Annotated in this window: 18 protein-coding genes; 5 read left to right on the top strand and 13 right to left on the bottom strand. The window is 62.4% G+C overall.

Annotation, left to right across the window (positions count from 1 at the left end; all coding sequences use genetic code 11):
* The first annotated feature begins 87 nt into the window (after positions 1–87).
* Positions 88–1,149, top strand: coding sequence for an SPOR domain-containing protein (locus NW845_RS00320; RefSeq protein ID WP_414364994.1), 1,062 nt, complete (start codon positions 88–90; stop codon positions 1,147–1,149).
* A gap of 42 nt (positions 1,150–1,191) precedes the next feature.
* Here the strand turns inward: NW845_RS00320 and NW845_RS00315 are convergent, their stop codons facing one another.
* From NW845_RS00315 to NW845_RS00300, 4 genes are all read right to left on the bottom strand, one after another.
* Positions 1,192–1,905, bottom strand: a complete 714-nt coding sequence (locus tag NW845_RS00315) for an HNH endonuclease (RefSeq protein ID WP_414376191.1) — start codon at positions 1,903–1,905, stop codon at positions 1,192–1,194.
* A 23-nt stretch (positions 1,906–1,928) separates the two neighbouring features.
* Positions 1,929–2,723, bottom strand: coding sequence for a DsbA family protein (locus tag NW845_RS00310; protein WP_414376189.1), 795 nt, complete (start codon positions 2,721–2,723; stop codon positions 1,929–1,931).
* A gap of 90 nt (positions 2,724–2,813) precedes the next feature.
* Positions 2,814–3,359: an RNA-binding protein gene (locus NW845_RS00305; protein WP_414364604.1), complete on the bottom strand. Its 546-nt coding sequence runs from the start codon at positions 3,357–3,359 to the stop codon at positions 2,814–2,816.
* A gap of 269 nt (positions 3,360–3,628) precedes the next feature.
* A complete protein-coding gene (locus NW845_RS00300; RefSeq protein ID WP_414376187.1) occupies positions 3,629–4,996 on the bottom strand; it encodes a glutamate-5-semialdehyde dehydrogenase in 1,368 nt (455 codons plus the stop codon).
* A 252-nt stretch (positions 4,997–5,248) separates the two neighbouring features.
* Between NW845_RS00300 and ctpC the strand changes: the two genes are divergently transcribed.
* The gene (gene ctpC / locus NW845_RS00295) at positions 5,249–6,544 is read left to right on the top strand and encodes a carboxyl-terminal processing protease CtpC (protein ID WP_414364600.1); all 1,296 of its coding nucleotides are present in this window, start codon (positions 5,249–5,251) and stop codon (positions 6,542–6,544) included.
* Positions 6,545–6,700: 156 nt separating this feature from the next.
* The gene (gene argF / locus NW845_RS00290; RefSeq protein WP_414364614.1) at positions 6,701–7,618 is read left to right on the top strand and encodes an ornithine carbamoyltransferase; all 918 of its coding nucleotides are present in this window, start codon (positions 6,701–6,703) and stop codon (positions 7,616–7,618) included.
* A gap of 20 nt (positions 7,619–7,638) precedes the next feature.
* Here the strand turns inward: argF and NW845_RS00285 are convergent, their stop codons facing one another.
* A complete protein-coding gene (locus NW845_RS00285) occupies positions 7,639–8,064 on the bottom strand; it encodes an ExbD/TolR family protein (RefSeq protein ID WP_414376186.1) in 426 nt (141 codons plus the stop codon).
* Between the two features lie 3 nt (positions 8,065–8,067).
* Complete coding sequence (locus NW845_RS00280) at positions 8,068–8,760, bottom strand: MotA/TolQ/ExbB proton channel family protein (RefSeq protein WP_414364612.1); 693 nt, start codon at positions 8,758–8,760, stop codon at positions 8,068–8,070.
* A 401-nt stretch (positions 8,761–9,161) separates the two neighbouring features.
* Here NW845_RS00280 and purH point away from each other — a divergent pair, with 401 nt between their 5' ends.
* Positions 9,162–10,775 (top strand): bifunctional phosphoribosylaminoimidazolecarboxamide formyltransferase/IMP cyclohydrolase, encoded by a 1,614-nt coding sequence (purH, locus tag NW845_RS00275; RefSeq protein WP_414376185.1) that lies wholly within the window; start codon positions 9,162–9,164, stop codon positions 10,773–10,775.
* Here the strand turns inward: purH and NW845_RS00270 are convergent.
* The 4 genes from NW845_RS00270 to NW845_RS00255 form a co-directional block, all read right to left on the bottom strand.
* Positions 10,772–11,554: a transporter substrate-binding domain-containing protein gene (locus NW845_RS00270; RefSeq protein ID WP_414376184.1), complete on the bottom strand. Its 783-nt coding sequence runs from the start codon at positions 11,552–11,554 to the stop codon at positions 10,772–10,774. The genes purH and NW845_RS00270 overlap by 4 nt on opposite strands.
* 17 nt (positions 11,555–11,571) lie before the next feature.
* Complete coding sequence (gene rplT, locus NW845_RS00265; protein WP_414361790.1) at positions 11,572–11,928, bottom strand: 50S ribosomal protein L20; 357 nt, start codon at positions 11,926–11,928, stop codon at positions 11,572–11,574.
* Positions 11,929–12,051: 123 nt separating this feature from the next.
* Positions 12,052–12,252 carry a 50S ribosomal protein L35 gene (gene rpmI, locus NW845_RS00260; RefSeq protein ID WP_414333811.1) on the bottom strand — a complete coding sequence of 67 codons (201 nt, stop codon included), beginning with the start codon at positions 12,250–12,252 and terminating at the stop codon, positions 12,052–12,054.
* Between the two features lie 117 nt (positions 12,253–12,369).
* On the bottom strand, positions 12,370–13,596 hold the full coding sequence (locus NW845_RS00255; protein ID WP_414364593.1) for a class I SAM-dependent methyltransferase: 1,227 nt from the start codon (positions 13,594–13,596) through the stop codon (positions 12,370–12,372).
* Positions 13,597–13,667: 71 nt separating this feature from the next.
* Here NW845_RS00255 and glcD point away from each other — a divergent pair, with 71 nt between their 5' ends.
* Entirely contained in the window at positions 13,668–15,158 is a 1,491-nt protein-coding gene (gene glcD, locus NW845_RS00250) for a glycolate oxidase subunit GlcD (RefSeq protein ID WP_414376182.1), read from the top strand.
* Here the strand turns inward: glcD and NW845_RS00245 are convergent.
* The 3 genes from NW845_RS00245 to NW845_RS00235 all read right to left on the bottom strand — a co-directional run bounded on the left by NW845_RS00245 (position 15,155) and on the right by NW845_RS00235 (position 18,339).
* The gene (locus tag NW845_RS00245; protein ID WP_414376180.1) at positions 15,155–17,044 is read right to left on the bottom strand and encodes an AAA family ATPase; all 1,890 of its coding nucleotides are present in this window, start codon (positions 17,042–17,044) and stop codon (positions 15,155–15,157) included. The genes glcD and NW845_RS00245 overlap by 4 nt on opposite strands.
* A 141-nt stretch (positions 17,045–17,185) precedes the next feature.
* Positions 17,186–17,749 carry a phycobiliprotein lyase gene (locus NW845_RS00240; RefSeq protein ID WP_414376215.1) on the bottom strand — a complete coding sequence of 188 codons (564 nt, stop codon included), beginning with the start codon at positions 17,747–17,749 and terminating at the stop codon, positions 17,186–17,188.
* Between the two features lie 47 nt (positions 17,750–17,796).
* Positions 17,797–18,339 (bottom strand): HNH endonuclease, encoded by a 543-nt coding sequence (locus NW845_RS00235; protein WP_414364588.1) that lies wholly within the window; start codon positions 18,337–18,339, stop codon positions 17,797–17,799.
* Positions 18,340–18,356 lie beyond the last annotated feature (17 nt).

Raw genomic sequence — 18,356 nt, 5'->3', positions numbered from 1 at the left:
GCTCCAGGGTGGCAGGGGATCCCTGCCGCCCCATGGCCCCAAGTGGGGAGGACGGCAGCCCTCCTGGCTGGATCCCTGGCGGCTGGCATGCTTGCCCTGCCCGCTGCTTTGGCCTTAACCCGCTACCAAGTCCACGTCTTGGCCGCCGAGGCAGCCGCCTTGGCTCAGGTGCGTGCCCAGGTACCGGACGCCTATTTCGTGCAAGGGGATGGACAGGTATTCATTCTGGCAGGAACCTTCATCAACCGCAACCACGCCCAACGCCGCCAGGCCGAATTGGAACGGTTGGGCTTGCCGGTGCGGGTGGTGAGCCGTCAAGATACGGATCCGCCCCTTCCGCCCGCTTTTCCCGCCCAAACAGCGCCCGACCGCCCCTCCGCCAGTTCTGAAAACCCTGTCCCACCGGCGCCAACGGCTCCCCCCTCCGATCCCCAGCGGCCCTTTGCCACCTATGTGCCCAACCCCAGCAGGGATCCCCGGCTAGAGGAGCGGGTACGCCGCTTCTTTCCAGGGGCTGCTGTGGTGCAATACCGCGGCCAGGCCGCCTTGCAGACGGGCACCTTCTCCCGCCTGTCGTTGGCCCAGGATCAGGCCCGCTGGCTAACTGCCCAGGGCTTGCCGGCGGTGGCGGTGTCGCTGGCTGAAGGGGGATCCGGAAGGGATCCCGACTCCCAGCCACCTCAGGGGGAGCGCTACTGGGTGTTGGTGGCGGATCCCAGGGGGGAGAAATGGCCTGCACTCAAACAACTGCTAGAGGGATCCCTGCCCTTGATCTACGACGACCTGCGGGTGGTGCGCACGGGCGGGTTTGCCGACCCGGCTGCTGCCGCCGAACAAGTGCGGTACCTGGCCGGCCAAGGCTACGAAGCCGGGATCTTCCCCGCCGACCTGCGCCGCTCTCGACCGCTTCTGGTTCAGGATCCCACCCCCTCTCCCGCATCCCTGCGCGAAGAAGGCACAGGTGGATTTTGGGTGGTGGTATCCGCCGGGGCAGAGGCGCTGCCTAAGCTGCAGCAGTTTGCCCCTGACGCTTTTGTGCGCGGCTCTGTGATTCAGGTGGGCACTTACCGGCAGCGGGCCAATGCCGAACAGGCGCGGCGTGCCCTGGCCGAGGCGGGGTTTGACGCCCGCGTCCTGCCCGTCGAGTAGCAGCAGCCGGCTTCAGCCCCTTTCCCTGAGGGAGAGGGGAGGTCAGAAACCGTTTCGCGGCTGTTGAGAATAGCCCCATTGGGCCTCGTTGCCCTTTGCACCACTTCTTGGAATCACCAGGGATCCTTCTACAAGTGAGATCGCCGCCAGGGTGAGGCGCAGGGTTTCCGCCTGTAACTGGGCCGGGCTGGCCAGGGGATAGGCCAACTGTTGCATCACTTGGGGGCAATTCCCACCGCCAAGATCTAGGCTGGGATCCAACCAGTCCAGTTGCCTTTCGCAGGGGTTGGACGGGGTGCTGTGGATATCCTCCACCCCTGGATCGGCCCCGGTAAGGCGGAGCCAACACCGAAAGCTGGGCCAGAGTTGTGGGGGCAAAGCCCGCACCTGACCCGGCACAGCCCTGTCAAAATAGATGAGAAAGTCTGCCTTCCAGCCGTTGCAGGCCGGGCAGAGGGGCTGCAAGTTGGCAGCCGTGTTGGGCCCTCCGCGGCTGAGCGGGATAATGTGATCCTGAACAGGGGCGGATCCCACCTGTGACCATGGCCTGCCACAGCAGGGGCAACAGGGGTACCAGCGCAACAGTTGCCAGAACTCGGCAGCGGCCACCTGGCCCGTCAGGTCGTAGCTGCCCCGCTTTTCCTTGGCACGAGCGGCCTGTCGCTTCTGGCGTTGTCGTCTTGCACAGGTGGGGCAGGGATCCGGTCGAAACAGGAACTCATCCCCACACTCCGGGCAACGATAGGGACTCGACATCAGGATCTAAGGCCCTGAACGGGCTAAAGAGCTTGCTTGGCCTGTTGCAACGTCTGCTCAAACACCTCCAGCGGCTGTGCCCCCGAGAAGGCAATGCCGTTCAAGATGAAATGAGGGGTGCCGCTGATGCCCAGTTGAGAGGCCAGCTCCATATCCCGCTGAATGGCGCGCTCTGCCGCCCGGCTGCGCCGATCCCGGTTGAACTTCTCCACGTTCAGGCCCAACTTCTCGGCAGTGGCCACATAAAACGCATCTCCAAGCTGGGATTGGTTGGCGAAGAGCTCGTCGTGGAACTCCCAGAACTTGCCCTGGCGGTGGGCAGCCCAAGCCGCGCGAGCCGCCGCCATCGCCTCCGGGTGGATGCTGGTCAAGGGCAGGTGCTTATACACCAAGGTCACCTCCTTCCCGTGCTCGGCCATGAACTGTTTGAGGGTGTCGTGGGCGCGGGCGCAGAAGGGACATTGGAAATCAGAAAACTCCACCAACACCAGCCGCAAAGTGTCGGATCCCAGTTGAGGAGAGTCTCCGATGACAGCACGCGGGTTCTCCCGCAACTGACGGCCAAATTCTTCCGCCAACTGCTGCTGTTGTTGCTGCTGCTCTTGGTACTGCCGCTGCTGGTACTCCTGCACAGCCTCAAGGATCACCTGGGGGTTCTTGCGAATGATCTGCAGCACCTGCTCCTCCAAATCGGCTGGAGCTGCGAGGGCAACTTGGACAACACTGCTCATCCCCAGCCAAACCAGCAGCGCGCCGAGGAACCCAGCCTTGGCCAAGTGCTGTCCCCACACGCGAAAAACCCTTGCCAGCCTATCCATTCCAAAACCCCCTCCAGGTATGCCCAGAGCTGTACAGCTCAACCAAGCTAACGCCAGATGGCGGCGATGTCTACCACGCTTTCGGGGGGATCAGGAGTTGGTCGCTTGGAGAAGCTGCTCCTTAATCCGCTGCAACTGGCTGGCCCAACGGGGATCCGGCTCAGAGGCCCCTTCGGTCTCGGCAACGACATTGCCTCCGCCGCCTTTGTGGCCCCGCTGGCGTTGCTTCTTGCTGGGGGCGGACTTGTCCCCCGACTCTTTGGAGCCTTTGGAAGAACCTCGGGGCTCAGGATCCCCGGGCGCCCTGGAATCCTTGCCAGCGTCTTTGGCAGACTCCTTAGCTGGGGAGCCGGAGGCTGCTGCTTTGGCTTCGGCGTCTTCCCGTTTCTCCCGCGGCTGGGCAATCTCGATGCGCAAGTTGACATCGCCAAAGCTATGGCCGTTGAATTTCTCGATGTACTGCTGCGCCTGCTCTTCGGTGCTCACGGTTACAAACCCGAAGCCGCGACATTTGCCTGTCCGCCGATCCCGAATCACCTTGGTGGAAATGACCTCACCTGCAGAGCTAAAGAGCTTCTCCAATGCCTGACGATCCACCTCTTCCGGCAGATTTCCGACATACAGACGAACGGGCATGATGCAGCGAAGCTCCTTATCGAAATAACAGAAGGCCAAAATGCAACGGGTCAATCCAAAAGCATTGAGGCTGCCAGATTAGGAAACCCAGAACTCAGTAGTTCATTGTCCCATCCCAGCGCAGCACAAACCGCAACCTTTGCAAAGCATAAAGCTATTTTTCAATTTACCTCAGGCCAAAGCCAAAAAGCTGAGCAAAACGGCTTTGTCGATTGGCTGGCTGACCCAGGCAGCTTTTGCAGGGAGCGGCGTTGGCCGGCGGTTCCTGCCTAGGTCCAACCAGCGCTGCTCAAGCGATCCCGATGGAGAAAGGGACGGGCCTGGGGCCCGGTATAGTCGGCTACGAGATGGCCTCGCCCCCGCAGTTGGTAGCGGTAGGTTACTAGGCCTTCCAGACCCACCGGGCCGCGCGGCGGCAGCTTTTGGGTGCTGATCCCCACCTCCGCCCCGAAGCCATAGCGAAAGCCATCGGCAAAGCGGGTGGAGGCATTGTGAAAGACCCCTGCTGCGTCCACTTCGTCGAGAAAGCGCTGGGCAGCGGCGGCGTCTTCGGTCACGATGGCCTCGGTGTGCCGGGATCCGTACCGTTGGATGTGGGCAATGGCCTCGTCGAGGGAATCCACCATTTTGATAGCTAGAATCAGGTCGGCGTACTCAGTGCTCCAGTCGGCCTCAGTGGCCGGGATCAGATCGGGTACCAGCTCGCGGCAGCGGGGATCCCCGCGCAGCTCTACCCCTTTCTCGCGCAGCGCCTGCACAGCCAGGGGCAAAAATCGAGGGGCGATGGCCGCGTGCACCAGCAGGGTCTCGATGGCGTTGCAGGCGGCAGGATACTGGGTTTTGCTGTCCAGCGTCAGCCTCACCGCCATGTCCACATCGGCGGCCCGATCCACGTACAGGTGACACAGGCCATCGGCATGGCCCAGCACCGGGATGCGAGTATTTTCCATAATGTAGCGGACAAAGCTGCTGGAGCCGCGCGGGATGATGAGATCCACCAGCCCTTCCAGTTGCAGCAGGGCTTTGATCTCCTCGCGGCTGGTGAGCAATTGCAGGGATCCCTGGGGAAAGTCTGGGATCTGCTGCAGCCCCGCCTGGATGGCAGCCATCAGGGCCTGGCAGGAGAGTAGCGCCTCCGATCCGCCTTTGAGCAGGACGCTGTTGCCTGTCTTCACGGCCAGGGCAGCAATTTGCACCAAGGCATCGGGCCGCGACTCGAAGATCACCCCCAGCACTCCCAGAGGGTAGGTGCGCCGCTCCAGCACCAGCCCCTCGTCCAATTCCCGGATCAGCAAGGCCTGCCCCACCGGATCTGGCAGCCGCAGCACCTGCCGCACCCCAGCCACCATCTCGGCCAATTTCTGGGCGTCCAACTTCAAGCGGGCGTAGGCCGAGGCGGACAGCTCGCCGGCCTTGACCTGCTCCGCTGCCCGGGCCAGATCCGCTTGATTGGCTGCCAAGATAGTCTCCTGCTGCGCCAGCAAAGCGGTGGCCATGGCCTCTAGGGCGGCATTCTTTACCGCAGTGGGCAAGGTAGCCGTGCGTCGAGCGGCAGCGCGAGCCAACTGCACCTGGGCCAGCAGGGGCGAGTCAGCAGCAGCTTCCGGCAGGCTGGGAGAGTCGGTTACAAGAGACATAGACTCCAGAAGAAGACGAAAACGCTCCTGCAAATGGGATCCCGGGAGCACCTTTGCAGAGATCCCTGTGCTACGTTGGGCACAGTTGGGCTGTACCATTTGCAGCCTACCAAACTTTGGATCCCACCTGCCGTGGCAGGGGGCATTGCTCTGTCCCTGAGATAAAGTTGGGGCAGAGAAAGGCCTCTGTGCGAAACCCCTAGAGGCTGGAGATCAACCTCGACTTTTAGACCTTGTCTGCCAGGAGAGCCAATGAGAAAGCGCGGGTTTGTGGTTAGTGCAACGGCTGCGGTGGTCACAGCCGTGTCGCTTGTCGGGGTGCAGCTATCCATGCCGGGTTGGGCAGGGTTTCGCCGGGATCCCAAAGAGGTGGTGGACGAAGTTTGGCAGATTGTCAATCGGGAGTACGTCGATCCTTCCTTTAATTCCGTCGACTGGGAGGCGGTGCGCCGCGATCTGCTCAGCCGCGAGTATGCCACCCGCGAGGAGGCCTACGAGGCGATTCGAGAGGCTCTCAAGAAGCTGAACGATCCCTACACCCGCTTCTTGGATCCGGATCAGTTTGCCAGCATGCAGATCGACACCTCTGGCGAGCTGACGGGGGTGGGGATTACCCTTGGCTTGGATCAAGAGACCAACGAGCTGGTGGTGATCTCCCCCATCGAAGGGTCTCCCGCCGATCGCGCTGGGATCAAGTCCAAAGATGTGATCGTGCGCATCGACGACAAATCCACCGAAGGCATGGACACCAACACCGCCGTCAGCCTCATTCGCGGCGAGCCGGGCACGCGGGTGCGGCTGACCATCCGTCGCGAGGGGGAAGGGCTGAAGGTATTCGACTTGGTGCGGGAGAGAATTGAGCTGGCCACTGTGCGCTATGCGGTTCACCAGGAAAATGGCCTGCCCATCGGCTACATTCGCATTACCCAGTTTTCCGGCAATGCCGCCGACAAGGTGCGCCAGGCCATTCGCGAGCTGGAAAAGCAAGGCGTAGTTGCCTATGTGCTGGATCTGCGGGCCAACCCAGGGGGGCTGCTCTACTCCAGCGCCGAGATTGCCCGCATGTGGATCGACCGAGGCAGCATTGTCTCGACGGTGAACCGGCAAGGGGAGCAGGATCGCCTCACGGCCAACAACACCGCCCTTACCGACAAGCCTTTGGCCGTTTTGGTGGATGGGGGATCCGCCAGCGCCAGCGAGATCCTGTCGGGAGCCTTGCAAGATAACCGTCGCGCCGTGATCATCGGCACGCAAACCTTCGGCAAGGGCCTGGTGCAGTCGGTGCATCCCCTCTCCGATGGGTCGGGCCTGGCGGTGACCATTGCCCGCTATCGCACCCCCAAAGGCACCGATATCGATCACAAAGGCATCACCCCGGATATTGTCGTGGAACTGTCCGAAGAAGATCTCAATCGCCTCAGCCGGGATCGCGAGTTGGTGGCCACTCCCGCCGACCCGCAATATGCCGCCGCCATCCAGGCCCTCCAGGCACAGATCTCGGCCCGCCAGCAACAGGCCAAGGAGCCAATGCGTTCCTCTTCCCTCTAGCCAGTGTGGGGGCCCAGGCTGCGAGACCTTGCTGAGTAGCGACCTTGCGCTGGTGAGCAGGCAGCAGCTTCGGCAGGCAGGTTGAGGCGACGCGGGGCTGGAAGTTGTTGGCGGAGGTGGTGAAGCGCTATGGCGGGGTTGCAAGCTGTAGAATCCATCAACTTGGCCGGGCGGGATCTGCTCAAACTCAGCGACCTGAGCCCGGCGGAGCTGGCGGCCTTGCTGGCTCAAGCGGCGGAACTGAAGCGGGATCCCTATCGGGTGGATCTGCGCGGACGGGTGCTAGGGCTGTTGTTCCAGAAGGCTTCTACCCGCACCCGCGTCAGCTTTACCGCTGCCATGGCCCAGTGCGGGGGCAGCACCCTGGATCTGGTGCCGACGGCGATGCAGATGAGCCGCGGCGAGCCCTTGCCGGATACGGCCCGCGTCCTCTCCCGCTACCTGGACGCGATTGCCATTCGCACCTACGACCAGCGGGAGCTGGAAACCTTTGCCGAATATGCCGAGATCCCGGTGATCAACGCCCTCACGGATCAGTTTCACCCCTGCCAGGTTTTGGCCGATCTGCTCACCATCCAGGAGAACTTCGGCCAACTGGCAGGCCTGACCTTGGCCTATTGCGGTGATGGCAATAATGTTGCCCATTCCCTGCTGCTGGGCTGTGCCATGAGCGGGATTCACATCCGCGTCGCCACGCCCCCCGGCTACGAGCCGGATGCAGCAGTAGTAGCAGAAGCACAGGCCTTGGCCCAGGGATCCCAGGTGTGGGTCTTGCAGGATCCCCATGAGGCCGTCTCGGGAGCCCAGGTGGTCTATACCGACGTGTGGGCCAGCATGGGCCAAGAGGATCAGGCCGAGGCCCGCAAAGCCCATTTTCTGCCCTACCAGGTCAACGCCGCGCTGATGAAACTGGCGGATCCCGAGGCCATCGTGCTCCACTGCCTGCCCGCTCACCGGGAAGAGGAGATTACGGCCGAGGTTTTGGAGGGATCCCAGTCCCGTGTGTGGGATCAGGCAGAAAATCGCCTCCACGTGCAAAAGGCACTGCTGATCCAACTGCTGGGGGCAGGGTGACCCCAGAGACAGGGGAGGTGTCAACGGTTATTGGCGGGGCGGCGGGCGGCAATGGCCAGGCTGACGTTGGGCAGCCGCTGCAGGCTATCCATCACCTCTACCACTTTGCCGTGGGAGAGGGCCAAATCGGCGTTGATCACCACCAGGCGGCGCCCTTCAGCCGGCTTCTCGGTCAGGATGCGTTCCACTGCCGGGAGCAGAGCGGAGAGATCGGCAATTTTCTCCTGGTTGACGGCAATTTGGCCCTCAGCCGTGATGCTCACCGTAACGTCTGGCTGGCGGCGGGCTTCGGCTGTGGAGGCCTCTGGCAAATTGACCTCCAGAGCCTCGGAGCGGGTAAGCACCAGGCTGGCGATGACGAAAAACACCAAGATCGAGAAGATGACATCGATTAGAGGCACGATGTTGATCTCGGCGGGTCGAAAGTTTTCTTCTGGGATGCGCATAGGCTAGGAGGGATCAAGCGAGGAGTAGGGCGGAAGGGTGGAGCTGCCGCTGGGGCTGGACTTTGCGTAGGGGTACTGGGAAAGCTGTTGGGCTTGCATCTCTTGCCGCTGGCGATGCAGCAACTCCAGCTCGCCGCCGTACTCCTGAATCTTGGAGAGCTGCCGCAGGTACAGGGAGCGGAAGGCGTTGGAGATCAACAAGGTGGGAATGGCCACGATCAGCCCAAAGGCGGTCGAGTAGAGGGCCTCGGCAATCCCCTGCCCTACCCCCTGAGTATTGGTGCCGCCAATATCCCCCAGTTGGATGGAGCTGAGGATCTGGATGATGCCGGTAACCGTGCCCAGCAAGCCCAGGAAGGGGGCAACGGTGATGACGGTGTCGAAGAGGGTGTTAAAGCGTTTGAGCAGGGGCACTTCTGCCGCCAGGGCTGTCTCCAGGGCCAATTTAAAATCCTCGGGGCTGGCTTCGTTGAGCTCCAGGCCGGCCAAAAAGATGCGCGCAATAGGCAGGTCGGCATTTTGCTCCAGCAGGTACTGGGCGGCCCTGGGGTTGCGGCGGTACTGGCTCAGGGCTTGTCGCACCACCTCCTCCTGCCGATGGGTGACTTTCCACCAAAACAAGGCCCGCTCGATGCAACAGGCAACCGAGAAGACCGAGAACGTCAACAGGGGGATGGAATAGTACCAACCCTGGATCATGAGCTGCAAGACTCTATCCATGCGATCCTGATTACCCCCTTCTAGCGGCAACTCACGCTCATCTTGTCATAGCACTTTCTCAGCAGGGCTGGGATCCCTTTTGAGCGGCTGGGATTGCACCTCCTGGCATCCTGAACCATCTCTTGACGGTTTGACTGCTGGGGTGAGCCACAGCCAGGTGCGCCTCTCCCAAGTCAACCCCAGCCATTTCTCTGACTCTTGGCACTGGCAACAGCCTCCTATCTCCCTCGCCGCAGGAACGCGGAGCAGTCGGCATCCATACCTGGGCCTGCGCTGCTGATTTTCTGGTAAGGGCGCTATGCTGGGGCGTGGGATATTAACCTGTTGGGGTTTGTTAGGCAACTCTGATCTCGATCTCTTGGGATAGCTCAAAACCGATGTCTGCTCAGTCCTTCCCCCCTTTGGCTCTCCTAAGTGTCTCCGATAAAACTGGCCTGATCCCGCTGGCTCAGGCCCTCGTGCAGGAGCACGGCTTTCAACTGCTCAGCAGCGGAGGCACCGCCAAGGCGCTTTTAGAGGCCGGGATCCCGGTCACCCCTGTTTCGGACCATACCGGCGCCCCGGAAATCTTGGGGGGACGGGTGAAAACGCTGCACCCCCGCATTCACGGGGGCATTTTGGCCCGCCTGGAGCGCCGCGAAGACCGGGCGGATCTGGAGGCCCTGGGGATCCCTCCCATCCAACTGGTGGTGGTCAATTTCTATCCTTTCGAGCAGACGGTGGCTCAGCCAGGGGTGTCGCTGGAGGAGGCTTGCGAGCAGATTGACATCGGCGGGCCCACGCTGGCGCGGGCGGCAGCCAAAAATTATCCCCACGTTACCGTGCTAACGGATCCCAGCCAGTACCCTCAGTACTTGCAACTGCTCTCTAGCTCCTCCAGCGAGGCGGAGCGGCTGGCCTTTCGCTTCCAGTGCGCCCGCCGCGCCTTTGAGCAGGTGTTGGCCTACGACCGCACCATTGTCCACTACCTGGCCTGCTCCGAGCTGTCCCACTCCTCTCCACCTCCAGCTCCTGCAGCCGCTGCCGCAGAGGTTTTTCAACTGCAAGGGATCCCTTGGCAGCGCTTGCGCTACGGAGAAAACCCTCACCAAGCCGCCACCTGGTATGTGGTGGATGCGGCTGCTCCCGGTTGGCATCGGGCCAAACAGTTGCAGGGGAAAGAGCTGAGCTACAACAACCTGCTGGATCTGGAGGCGGCTCGCGCCCTGGCAGCAGAACTCAGCCTAGGGCTTGGCAACGGCCCTAAGCCAGCGGTGGCGGTGATTGTCAAGCACAACAACCCCTGTGGGGTAGCCGTTCGCCCAACCCTGGCTGCCGCTTTTGAGGCGGCTTTGGCTGCCGATCCCGTCTCCGCCTTTGGGGGCATCGTTGCCCTCAACCAAACTTTGGACAGGGAGACTGCCCAGCGCCTGGCGGAGCCTTTTTTGGAGTGCGTGGTTGTCCCGGACTGCACCTCTGAGGCGGCTGAGCAACTGGCAGCCAAAAAGAACTTGCGGCTTTTGGTTTTGCCGGACTTTGAGGTTGGGCCAACCCAAAGCCTCCGCACCTTGGCTGGGGGTTTTCTGGTGCAGGAAGCCGACCGGCTGCAGGGATCCGTTCGCCAACCCTCCTGGCGGGTGGTGAGCGAGCGCCAGCCGACACTGGAAGAGTGGGCGGATCTGGAGTTTGCCTGGATAGTCTGCAAACACGTCAAATCCAACGCCATCGTCGTTGCCCGGCAGGGGCAGACTCTCGGCATTGGGGCAGGCCAGATGAACCGGGTGGGTGCCGTCGAGATTGCCCTTCGCCAGGCCGGCTCACAGGCGGCAGGAGCGGTTTTGGCCAGCGACGGCTTTTTCCCCTTTGCCGACAGCGTGGAGGCGGCAGCCCGTGCCGGGATCCGCGCCATCATCCAGCCGGGAGGCAGTCTCCGCGATGCCGACTCCATTGCTGCTGCCAATGCTGCCGGCATCGCCATGGTCTGCACTGGCATCCGTCACTTTTTGCACTAGGGCAGACCCCAGGCTCTGGCCTGGTCCGCCAGCCAGCCCTCGGCGCGCAGGTTTTCCAGCTCGCGGCGCACCCGCAGCCGCAATTCAGCATGCTCCAGCCCCTTGGGCAGGGCAATGCCCAGCCCCACCGCCGCCAACGGGGATCCCAAAAACTGAAACTGGGGGTGCTCCGCCAGCCACCCCGCCAGCACCGAGCGATCCGCTGCCCAGACCTGTACCGCTCCTTTTAGGAGCAACTCCGCCCCTTCCCGGTAGGAATCCACCGCCACCAACTCAACCCCTGGGAGGTAGCGCTGGAGGTAAGCAATAGCAGCCGATCCGCGCAGGACGGCAATCCGCGCGCCGCCCACATCCGACCAGCTCGTCCAGTTTTGGGAACGGGCCACAACCAAGCTGGAGCCATCCAGGTAGTAGGCCGAGGTCAACTCCACCTGGCGCGCCCGATCCGGCGTGATGCCAATTTGGGCAATGGCCAGATCCACCCTCCCAGTGGCCACTGCCTGCAGCCGCTCCCTATTGCTCACCGGCACCAGCTCCACCGCCGCCGGGGATCCCAGCAGCCGGGACCCCAGCTCGCGGGCTAGGTCAATCTCAAACCCCTGCAGCTTGCCTTCGGCATCGCGAAACCCCAAGGGCCGGAGGTTGTCTTTGACCGCCACTCGCAACTGCCCCGACCGAACAATCTCCAGCCAGGGGCGGGCAGCAGCAGGGATCCCCATCCCCCCGCCAGCTAAAGCTAGGCTGGCCGCCAAGCAAACCTTCCCGACCGCCGTGGCCAACGGAGACCGCGCTTCCATTAGGAGGCGCGAGCCTGGCGGGCTGCCTCCACCACTTGGGTAAAGGCTTCGGGATCCAGGAAAGCCAGGCGGGCCAACATTTTACGGTTGAGCTGGATATTGGCTTTCTTGAGGCCGTCGATGAACTCACTGTAGCGCAGGCCCTGGGCACGGGTGGCGGCGTTGATGCGGGCAATCCAGAGGCGGCGAAAATCCCGCTTCTTGCGGCGGCGATCCCGGTAGGCACTGCGCAGGGCCTTCATCACCTGCTGGTTGGCGGTGCGGAACAGCTTAGAGCCGGCTCCGCGAAAGCCTTTGGCCAGCTTGAGGATCTTCTTGCGACGCTTGCGGGCAACATTGCCCCGTTTGACTCTCATGGCGGTAACTCAATACAGACAGATGGATACAAGGGCGAACAAGCCTTGAGACTTTTGGCCTGTCGTGGCGATCGGCTCACCCTAGGCTGAGGGAGTGGAGGAAGCGGCGCAACGGGATCCCACCTAGTGGGTGTTGGGCAGCATCAGGCGCACGTTGGCCAGATCCCGTTCATCCACCAGGGCCACGCCGGCCAATTTGCGTTTGCGGTTGGTGGTTTTGTGCTCAAGCAAGTGGTTGTGCCCGGCCCGGCGACGCATGAACTTGCCGCTGCCGGTGAGGCGAAAGCGCTTGGCGGCTGCCTTGCGAGTTTTGATTTTGGGCATGGCAATAACCCCAGAAATGGCCAGGGGAAAGGTCACAGTCTCCTAGCATAAGCTAGGGAAGACCAAGAAAGCAAATGCCGCAATGGCCTCTTCCTGTCTCAAAGCCGCCAAGAGCCCTCAAAAACTGTTCTCTTGCGGCTCCAAAAGCAACACTTGCCAGCGCAGCAACTGCTGCAACTGCGGCCAGCTCAGGGGAGAGTCTAGGCTTTCTTGGAGGGCTTGGACGGTGCGGATCCCGTCCACCTGCTGCAGGAAGGCGAAGGCTTCCTCGCTGAGGGAGATGGCCTCATAGGCGTAGTTGAAGAGGCTCCGCCCCGGCCACAGGCCCAGGCAGGGGCTGAGGTGGGCAACTGCCGCGGCCACATCCTCTGGATGGGTCCATTCCCAGCGGCGAATAGGGGGCTTGCCGAGAAAGAGCTCGTAGTGGGCCACCACCGGATCCAACAGCTCGATTAGGCGGTAGCGCTCCGGCTCCGGCAGTTGAGCTGCCTGGGCCAGTAGGGTTTCATCTTTGCCCAACACCCGCTCCAGCCGCCAGAACTCTGGGTTGGAAAAGCGCAAAAACTGCAGCCCTGAAGCCTGAATTAGCTCAAACAGCGTCTCGATGGTGTAGTCCACTTCCTGCGGGTGCAGGTACATATCGGCAAAGCATTCGTCGTCCACGTTTTCGATGGCCCAGCGGGCGCGTTCCTGCTGCTGGATGCGGTTGCTGTCTGGCAAAATCTGGAAAAGGCGGCGGCCCACCTGGAGCCCTTGCTGTAGGTGTTCTGCGGAAGCTAGCGGCTGATGCTCTGAGCCAGTGACCAAGAGGCGGATGGCCTTCTGCATCAGGCGGATCTCGTGGCGGCCCAGCTCGCCGTACACAAATAGATGCAGGATCCCGCCGGGAGCCAGCTTGTTTGCCAGAGCCTGCAGCCCCGCCACCGGATCCGGGAGGTGGTGGAGCATGCCTACGCAGTTGATGAAGTCGAACTGCCCCGGCAGTTGGTCAATGTCGTAAACGTTGAGCTGGCGAAAGTGCACCGGTGGTGCCTGGGAAGCCCGGCAGCGGGCCTCGGCAATCTCCAGGGCGCGGCTGCTCAGGTCAAAAGCCCAGATTTCGGCGTTGGGGTTTTGGTGGGCGATATACTCCGTCCCCACCCCAGAGCCGCAGCCGGCGTCCAGGATGCGCACTGGGCGGCGGCCTGGATGAGCACCTGTGCAAAAGGCATAGGCCTGGGGCCAGCTCCAGCGCCAGTTCCACCCCGGCGGGGGAACGGTGCCGATGGGCTGTGGCGGGAAGGGGTAGAGGTCGTAGAGCTGCCGCACTTGTTTGAGAATCTGTTCGGCGCTGCGGGACTGCATAGGCTCTCCAGCCAGACTATCCAGACTATAGTGACGATATCTCCCCTGAGGACATTTCTCGCCAACGCTCTATGGTTGTCCGCGCTTCCCATCCTCTGCAAGCTGGCCTCACCTTTAACTGGATCAAGCTGACGGCTGAGCTCAAAAAAATTCTCGATCCCCGGCGAGTGATCAGCAAGCCGGAGGAGCTGTTGGTTTACGAGTGTGACGGGCTGACCAGCTACCGGCAAAGGCCGGCTTTGGTGGTGTTGCCGCGCACCACAGAAGAGGTGGCGCAGGTGGTGAAGCTGTGCAGCCACTACCAGGTGCCCTTTGTGGCGCGGGGATCCGGCACTGGCCTTTCGGGAGGGGCGCTACCCCTGGAAAATAGCGTCGTCATTGCCACCACCCTGATGAAACAGATCCTGGAGATTGACCTAGACAACCGCTGCATGGTGGTGCAGCCGGGGGTGATCAACGCCTGGATTACCCAAGCGGTGGCCGACCAGGGCTATTTTTATGCGCCGGATCCCTCTAGCCAGTCGGTTTGCTCCATCGGCGGCAATGTGGCGGAAAACTCCGGCGGCGTCCACTGCCTCAAGTACGGGGTAACAGCCAACCACATCCTCGGCTTGACGGTGGTGCTGCCGGATGGGGAAGTGGTGCGCTGGGGGGGCAAGATCCCGGAGATGCCCGGCTACGACTGGGTAGGTCTGTTTGTCGGTTCCGAGGGCACCCTGGGCATCGCTACCGAGATTACCCTGCGCCTGCTGAAAACCCCGGCCCAGGTTCAGGTTTTGCTGGCGGACTTCGACAGTGTAGAAGCAGCGGGATCCGCCGTCTCTGACATTATCGCTGCCGGGATCATCCCCGCCGGCCTGGAGATCATGGACAACTTCAGCATCAACGCCGTCGAGGATGTGGTGCAGTTGGGCTGCTACCCGCGGGATGCGGCGGCCATCTTGCTGGTGGAGGTGGACGGGCTGGAGCTGGAGGTGGAGGAAGCCGGCCAACAGGTGAGGGCGCTGTGCCTCAAAAACGGGGCCCGCCAGGTGCAAGTGGCAGCCGGCCCAGAAGAGCGGGCGCGGCTGTGGAAGGGGCGCAAGGCGGCCTTTGCTGCAATGGGCAAGCTCAGCCCCAACTACTACGTCCAGGATGGGGTGATCCCCCGCAGCCAGCTAGCCTACGTCCTCAAAGAAATCGAGCGCCTCAGCCGCGAATACGGCTACCCGGTGGCCAATGTGTTCCATGCCGGCGACGGCAATCTCCATCCGCTGATCCTCTACGACGAGTCGGTGCCGGGATCCCTGGAGCAGGTGGAGAAACTGGGGGGCGAGATTCTCAAACTCTGTGTGCGCCTGGGGGGTAGCCTTTCTGGCGAGCACGGCATCGGGGCGGAGAAACGCTGCTACATGTCGGAGATGTTTACGCCCACGGATTTGGAGAGCATGCAGTGGGTGCGGCAGGTATTTGACCCGCAGCACATCGCCAACCCCGACAAGATCTTTCCCACTCCCCGCACCTGCGGCGAGGCGGCCCATGCCCACCGGCGGCCGGAATGGCAAGGGATCCCTGTCTTCTAGCTGGCCTGCCGCTGCTGCTGCAGCTCGGCAAAGGCCTGGGCAAAGTCTTCCTGGCAGATGACCAAGGTTTTGGCCTCCACCGTCTCGGCAGTGGCGCGGTGGCGGCGAATAGCAGCAATGGCGGCACGGTTACTGAGCAGGGCCAGGTCGGCGCCGCTCCAGCCTTCGGTGCGCTCGGCCCACACCTCCAGATTTACATCTGGCCCCAGGGGACGCTTGCGGTTATGTACAGATAAGATTTCCCACCGCCCGGCGCGATCCGGCAGCTCCACACTCAGGTGCAGCTCCAGCCGGCCAGCGCGGGTGAGGGCGGGATCCAAACTGGCTTTGCGGTTGGTGGCCGCCACTAGCAAGACCCCCTGGCTGGGACGGATCCCGTCCAGTTCGGCCAGCAGTTGCCCCAGAACCCGGTCACTGACGCCACTGTCGCCGGAGTAGCTGCCTCGCGCGGGAGCGAGGGTGTCGATCTCATCGATGAAGATGACGCAAGGGGCACACTGGCGGGCGCGGGCAAAGAGTTCCCGCACCGCCTGCTCGGAGGATCCCACCCATTTGCTCAAAAGCTCCGGGCCGGAGACGGCGATGAAATTGGCCTTGGCCTGGGAGGCGATGGCCTTGGCCAGCAGCGTCTTGCCGGTGCCGGGGGGCCCACTGAGGAGGATCCCTTTGGGGGCCTGGGCCCGGGCCTGCTCGTACAGCTCCGGGTGCAGCAGGGATCCCTCGATGGCCTCCTGCAAAATCTGCTTGGCGTGCTCCAGGCCGCCGATCTGATCCCAGCTCACCTGGGGCGACTCAATTTCCACCGAGCGCAACACCGCCGGCTTTACCTGTTGCAGAGCTTCTTGAAAGTCCGCTGCCGTAACTTTTAGGGATTCGGGAATGGGGGATTCCAAATCCGGCACCTGACGCCGCAAAGCTGCATAGGCGGCCGCCTGGCACAGGCCGCGCAGATCCGCGCCTACAAAGCCCAGCGTTTGCTCTGCTAGGCTGTCCAAATCCACATCCTCCGCCAGGGGCATGCCACGGGTGTGAATGGCCAAGATCTCCCGCCGCCCCTCCCGATCCGGCACCTTAAAGATGATCTCCCGGTCAAAGCGCCCCGGTCGCCGCAGCGCCGGATCCAGGGCCTCAGGCCGGTTGGTGGCTGCCAGCACCACGATCCCCTTTTGAGCCGCAAACCCGTCCATCAGCCCCAGCATTTGAGCCACCAGGCGTTTTTCTACCTCCCCCTCAACGGCGGCGCGGTTGGGGACAAGAGCATCGATTTCGTCAATGAACACCAGACAGGGAGTCGACTTAGCCGCCTTCTCAAAAAGCTGCCGCAGGCGCGCCTCCGCCTCCCCGTAGTACTTGCCGATCAGCTCTGGGCCGACAATGGCGATGTAGTTCACCCCCAGGCTCTCGGCCAGGGCGCGGGCCGTCAGAGTCTTGCCGGTGCCAGGGGGGCCTACCAACAGCACGCCACGGGGCGGCTCTAAACCTAACTTGGCCAGCAGATCGGGCCGCTTGAGGGGGATCTCGACCATTTCCCGCAAAGCTTGGAGCTGTTCCCTCAGCCCCCCCACATCCCTGAGGCGCGGCCCTGGGCCGGATTCCGTCCCGCTGAGGCGGTCGGCGGCCAAATCAGGCGAGGGAGCAGCCTTGGGCTGTTCGCGCCAGCTTGCTGTGGACATCACCTGAGGCTCGCTGCTCCAGGAGGGATCCCCCGTCTGGGCGCTGCTGCGGCGACGGGGGATGGAGCCGGAAGGGGGAATAGAGCTGCCCAAAGGACGGGCCTGGATGCGCACCTCAGTTCGCAGCTCCCCCGTGTTTCTTTTCTCGTCCAGTTTCTGGGCTAGCTCGATAAGCTGCTCAATACCCTGGATAAAATCGCTTAGATCCGCCACAGCCGGGGTTTTCCGTCTACAAATAACCCACCAACAGAGGTTTTAGCCCATCCCTTGCCGGCTGAGGCTCTCCCCCGACCCAAAAGCAGGCAACTTTCAGCCAGGGATCCGACGCCGGCAAGCTTTCTGGTCAGCACACACCTAGGGAGAGCGGGACTCGGCCATGGCCGAGAGGGGGGAAGGGCTGGCGGAGAGCTTGCGCACCTCAGAGCAGAAAGAGGCCATGCTGAAGCCGCCAAAGCGCTTGACGGTGCTGGCCCGCAGGCGCAGGTTCGGGCTGGCAAACCAGATGCGCTCCTCTGACTCAGTCATCTCATATTCGGTGTAGAGGGTGAGGGCGCCGTCGGATCCCATGACGTAGGTGCCGGCCACCGGCACTTTCTCGGCATAGCCCTGGTCCCGCAACAGTTGCCCCCGCATGGGATTATCGGGATCGGGGATGGGAACCAGCACCACATCGCCTTTGTACTCTTCGTTGTCCCACTCCTGCTCCCCATTCCACTGCACTCGCGCCGCCCCCACGGCCCGCCGTGGATCCACCTTGAACAGCTCACAAACCCGGATAACTGCCGGATCGGCGGGCGAAAGGGTGGCAATTTGTACCCGCGATCTCCCCCCCTCAGAGCGGCGAAAGGCCAAGTGATGGCTGGTACGCTGACACATCCACTCGCCAGCGCTGAGGGCAAAAAACTCCATTACGGTCATCATGGCCGACGCGGATCCTCATCGATAACAACCGGGATTTGCTGATTCTAGCTTGTGCTGTAGCCGTAGATTTGCTCTTGCCGGCTCTGCTGTTCGCGCCAAAACTGCTCGGCAAAAGCCACCGTCGGGTGGAGGGGGGCGCGGGGTTTGCTGCGCAGAGGCATATTGGCCTCTTCAGGAGTGCGGTTGCCCTTGCGCTGGTTGCAGCGCTCGCAGGCCGTGACTACATTGTCCCAAGTGTGGGATCCCCCGCGAGAAAGAGGCACGACATGATCCAGGGTTAGGTTATGGGTGCTGCCGCAGTACTGACAGGTGTGGTGGTCCCGCCGCAAAACCTCCCGCCGGTTGACAGGGGGCACCCGCCAGGATCGCTCCTTGCCTTTGATGGTCAGGCGGATGTGCTCGGGCACCTCGATCACCTGGCTGGGGGAGCGCACTTTCCATACCGGCACATTCATCATCGCCAGCGGCTCTGCCTTGCCCGTCAGCAGCAGCACAATCGCCCGCCTAATGTTGACCCGGCTAATGGGCAAGTAGTTTTGGGAAAAGACAACAATCGACTGTTCCAGGACGTGGGTAGCAGCAGTCATGACTTAGCTCTTCCATT

The sequence above is a fragment of the Synechococcus sp. H60.2 genome (assembly GCF_047462315.1).
In the GTDB taxonomy this organism is placed as follows: Bacteria; Cyanobacteriota; Cyanobacteriia; order Thermostichales; family Thermostichaceae; genus Thermostichus.
Note: the sequence above shows the minus strand (reverse complement) of the source record. Positions and strands in the feature narration are given on the sequence as shown.

Excerpts from the sequence above, each read along its gene's own strand:
- NW845_RS00320 (WP_414364994.1), top strand. The coding sequence starts at position 88 with ATGCTTGCCCTGCCCGCTGCTTTGGCCTTAACCCGCTACCAAGTCCAC.
- NW845_RS00315 (WP_414376191.1), bottom strand. The coding sequence starts at position 1,905 with ATGTCGAGTCCCTATCGTTGCCCGGAGTGTGGGGATGAGTTCCTGTTT.
- NW845_RS00310 (WP_414376189.1), bottom strand. The coding sequence starts at position 2,723 with ATGGATAGGCTGGCAAGGGTTTTTCGCGTGTGGGGACAGCACTTGGCC.
- NW845_RS00305 (WP_414364604.1), bottom strand. The coding sequence starts at position 3,359 with ATGCCCGTTCGTCTGTATGTCGGAAATCTGCCGGAAGAGGTGGATCGT.
- NW845_RS00300 (WP_414376187.1), bottom strand. The coding sequence starts at position 4,996 with ATGTCTCTTGTAACCGACTCTCCCAGCCTGCCGGAAGCTGCTGCTGAC.
- ctpC (WP_414364600.1), top strand. The coding sequence starts at position 5,249 with ATGAGAAAGCGCGGGTTTGTGGTTAGTGCAACGGCTGCGGTGGTCACA.
- NW845_RS00285 (WP_414376186.1), bottom strand. The coding sequence starts at position 8,064 with ATGCGCATCCCAGAAGAAAACTTTCGACCCGCCGAGATCAACATCGTG.
- purH (WP_414376185.1), top strand. The coding sequence starts at position 9,162 with ATGTCTGCTCAGTCCTTCCCCCCTTTGGCTCTCCTAAGTGTCTCCGAT.
- rplT (WP_414361790.1), bottom strand. The coding sequence starts at position 11,928 with ATGAGAGTCAAACGGGGCAATGTTGCCCGCAAGCGTCGCAAGAAGATC.
- rpmI (WP_414333811.1), bottom strand. The coding sequence starts at position 12,252 with ATGCCCAAAATCAAAACTCGCAAGGCAGCCGCCAAGCGCTTTCGCCTC.
- NW845_RS00255 (WP_414364593.1), bottom strand. The coding sequence starts at position 13,596 with ATGCAGTCCCGCAGCGCCGAACAGATTCTCAAACAAGTGCGGCAGCTC.
- glcD (WP_414376182.1), top strand. The coding sequence starts at position 13,668 with ATGGTTGTCCGCGCTTCCCATCCTCTGCAAGCTGGCCTCACCTTTAAC.
- NW845_RS00240 (WP_414376215.1), bottom strand. The coding sequence starts at position 17,749 with ATGACCGTAATGGAGTTTTTTGCCCTCAGCGCTGGCGAGTGGATGTGT.
- NW845_RS00235 (WP_414364588.1), bottom strand. The coding sequence starts at position 18,339 with ATGACTGCTGCTACCCACGTCCTGGAACAGTCGATTGTTGTCTTTTCC.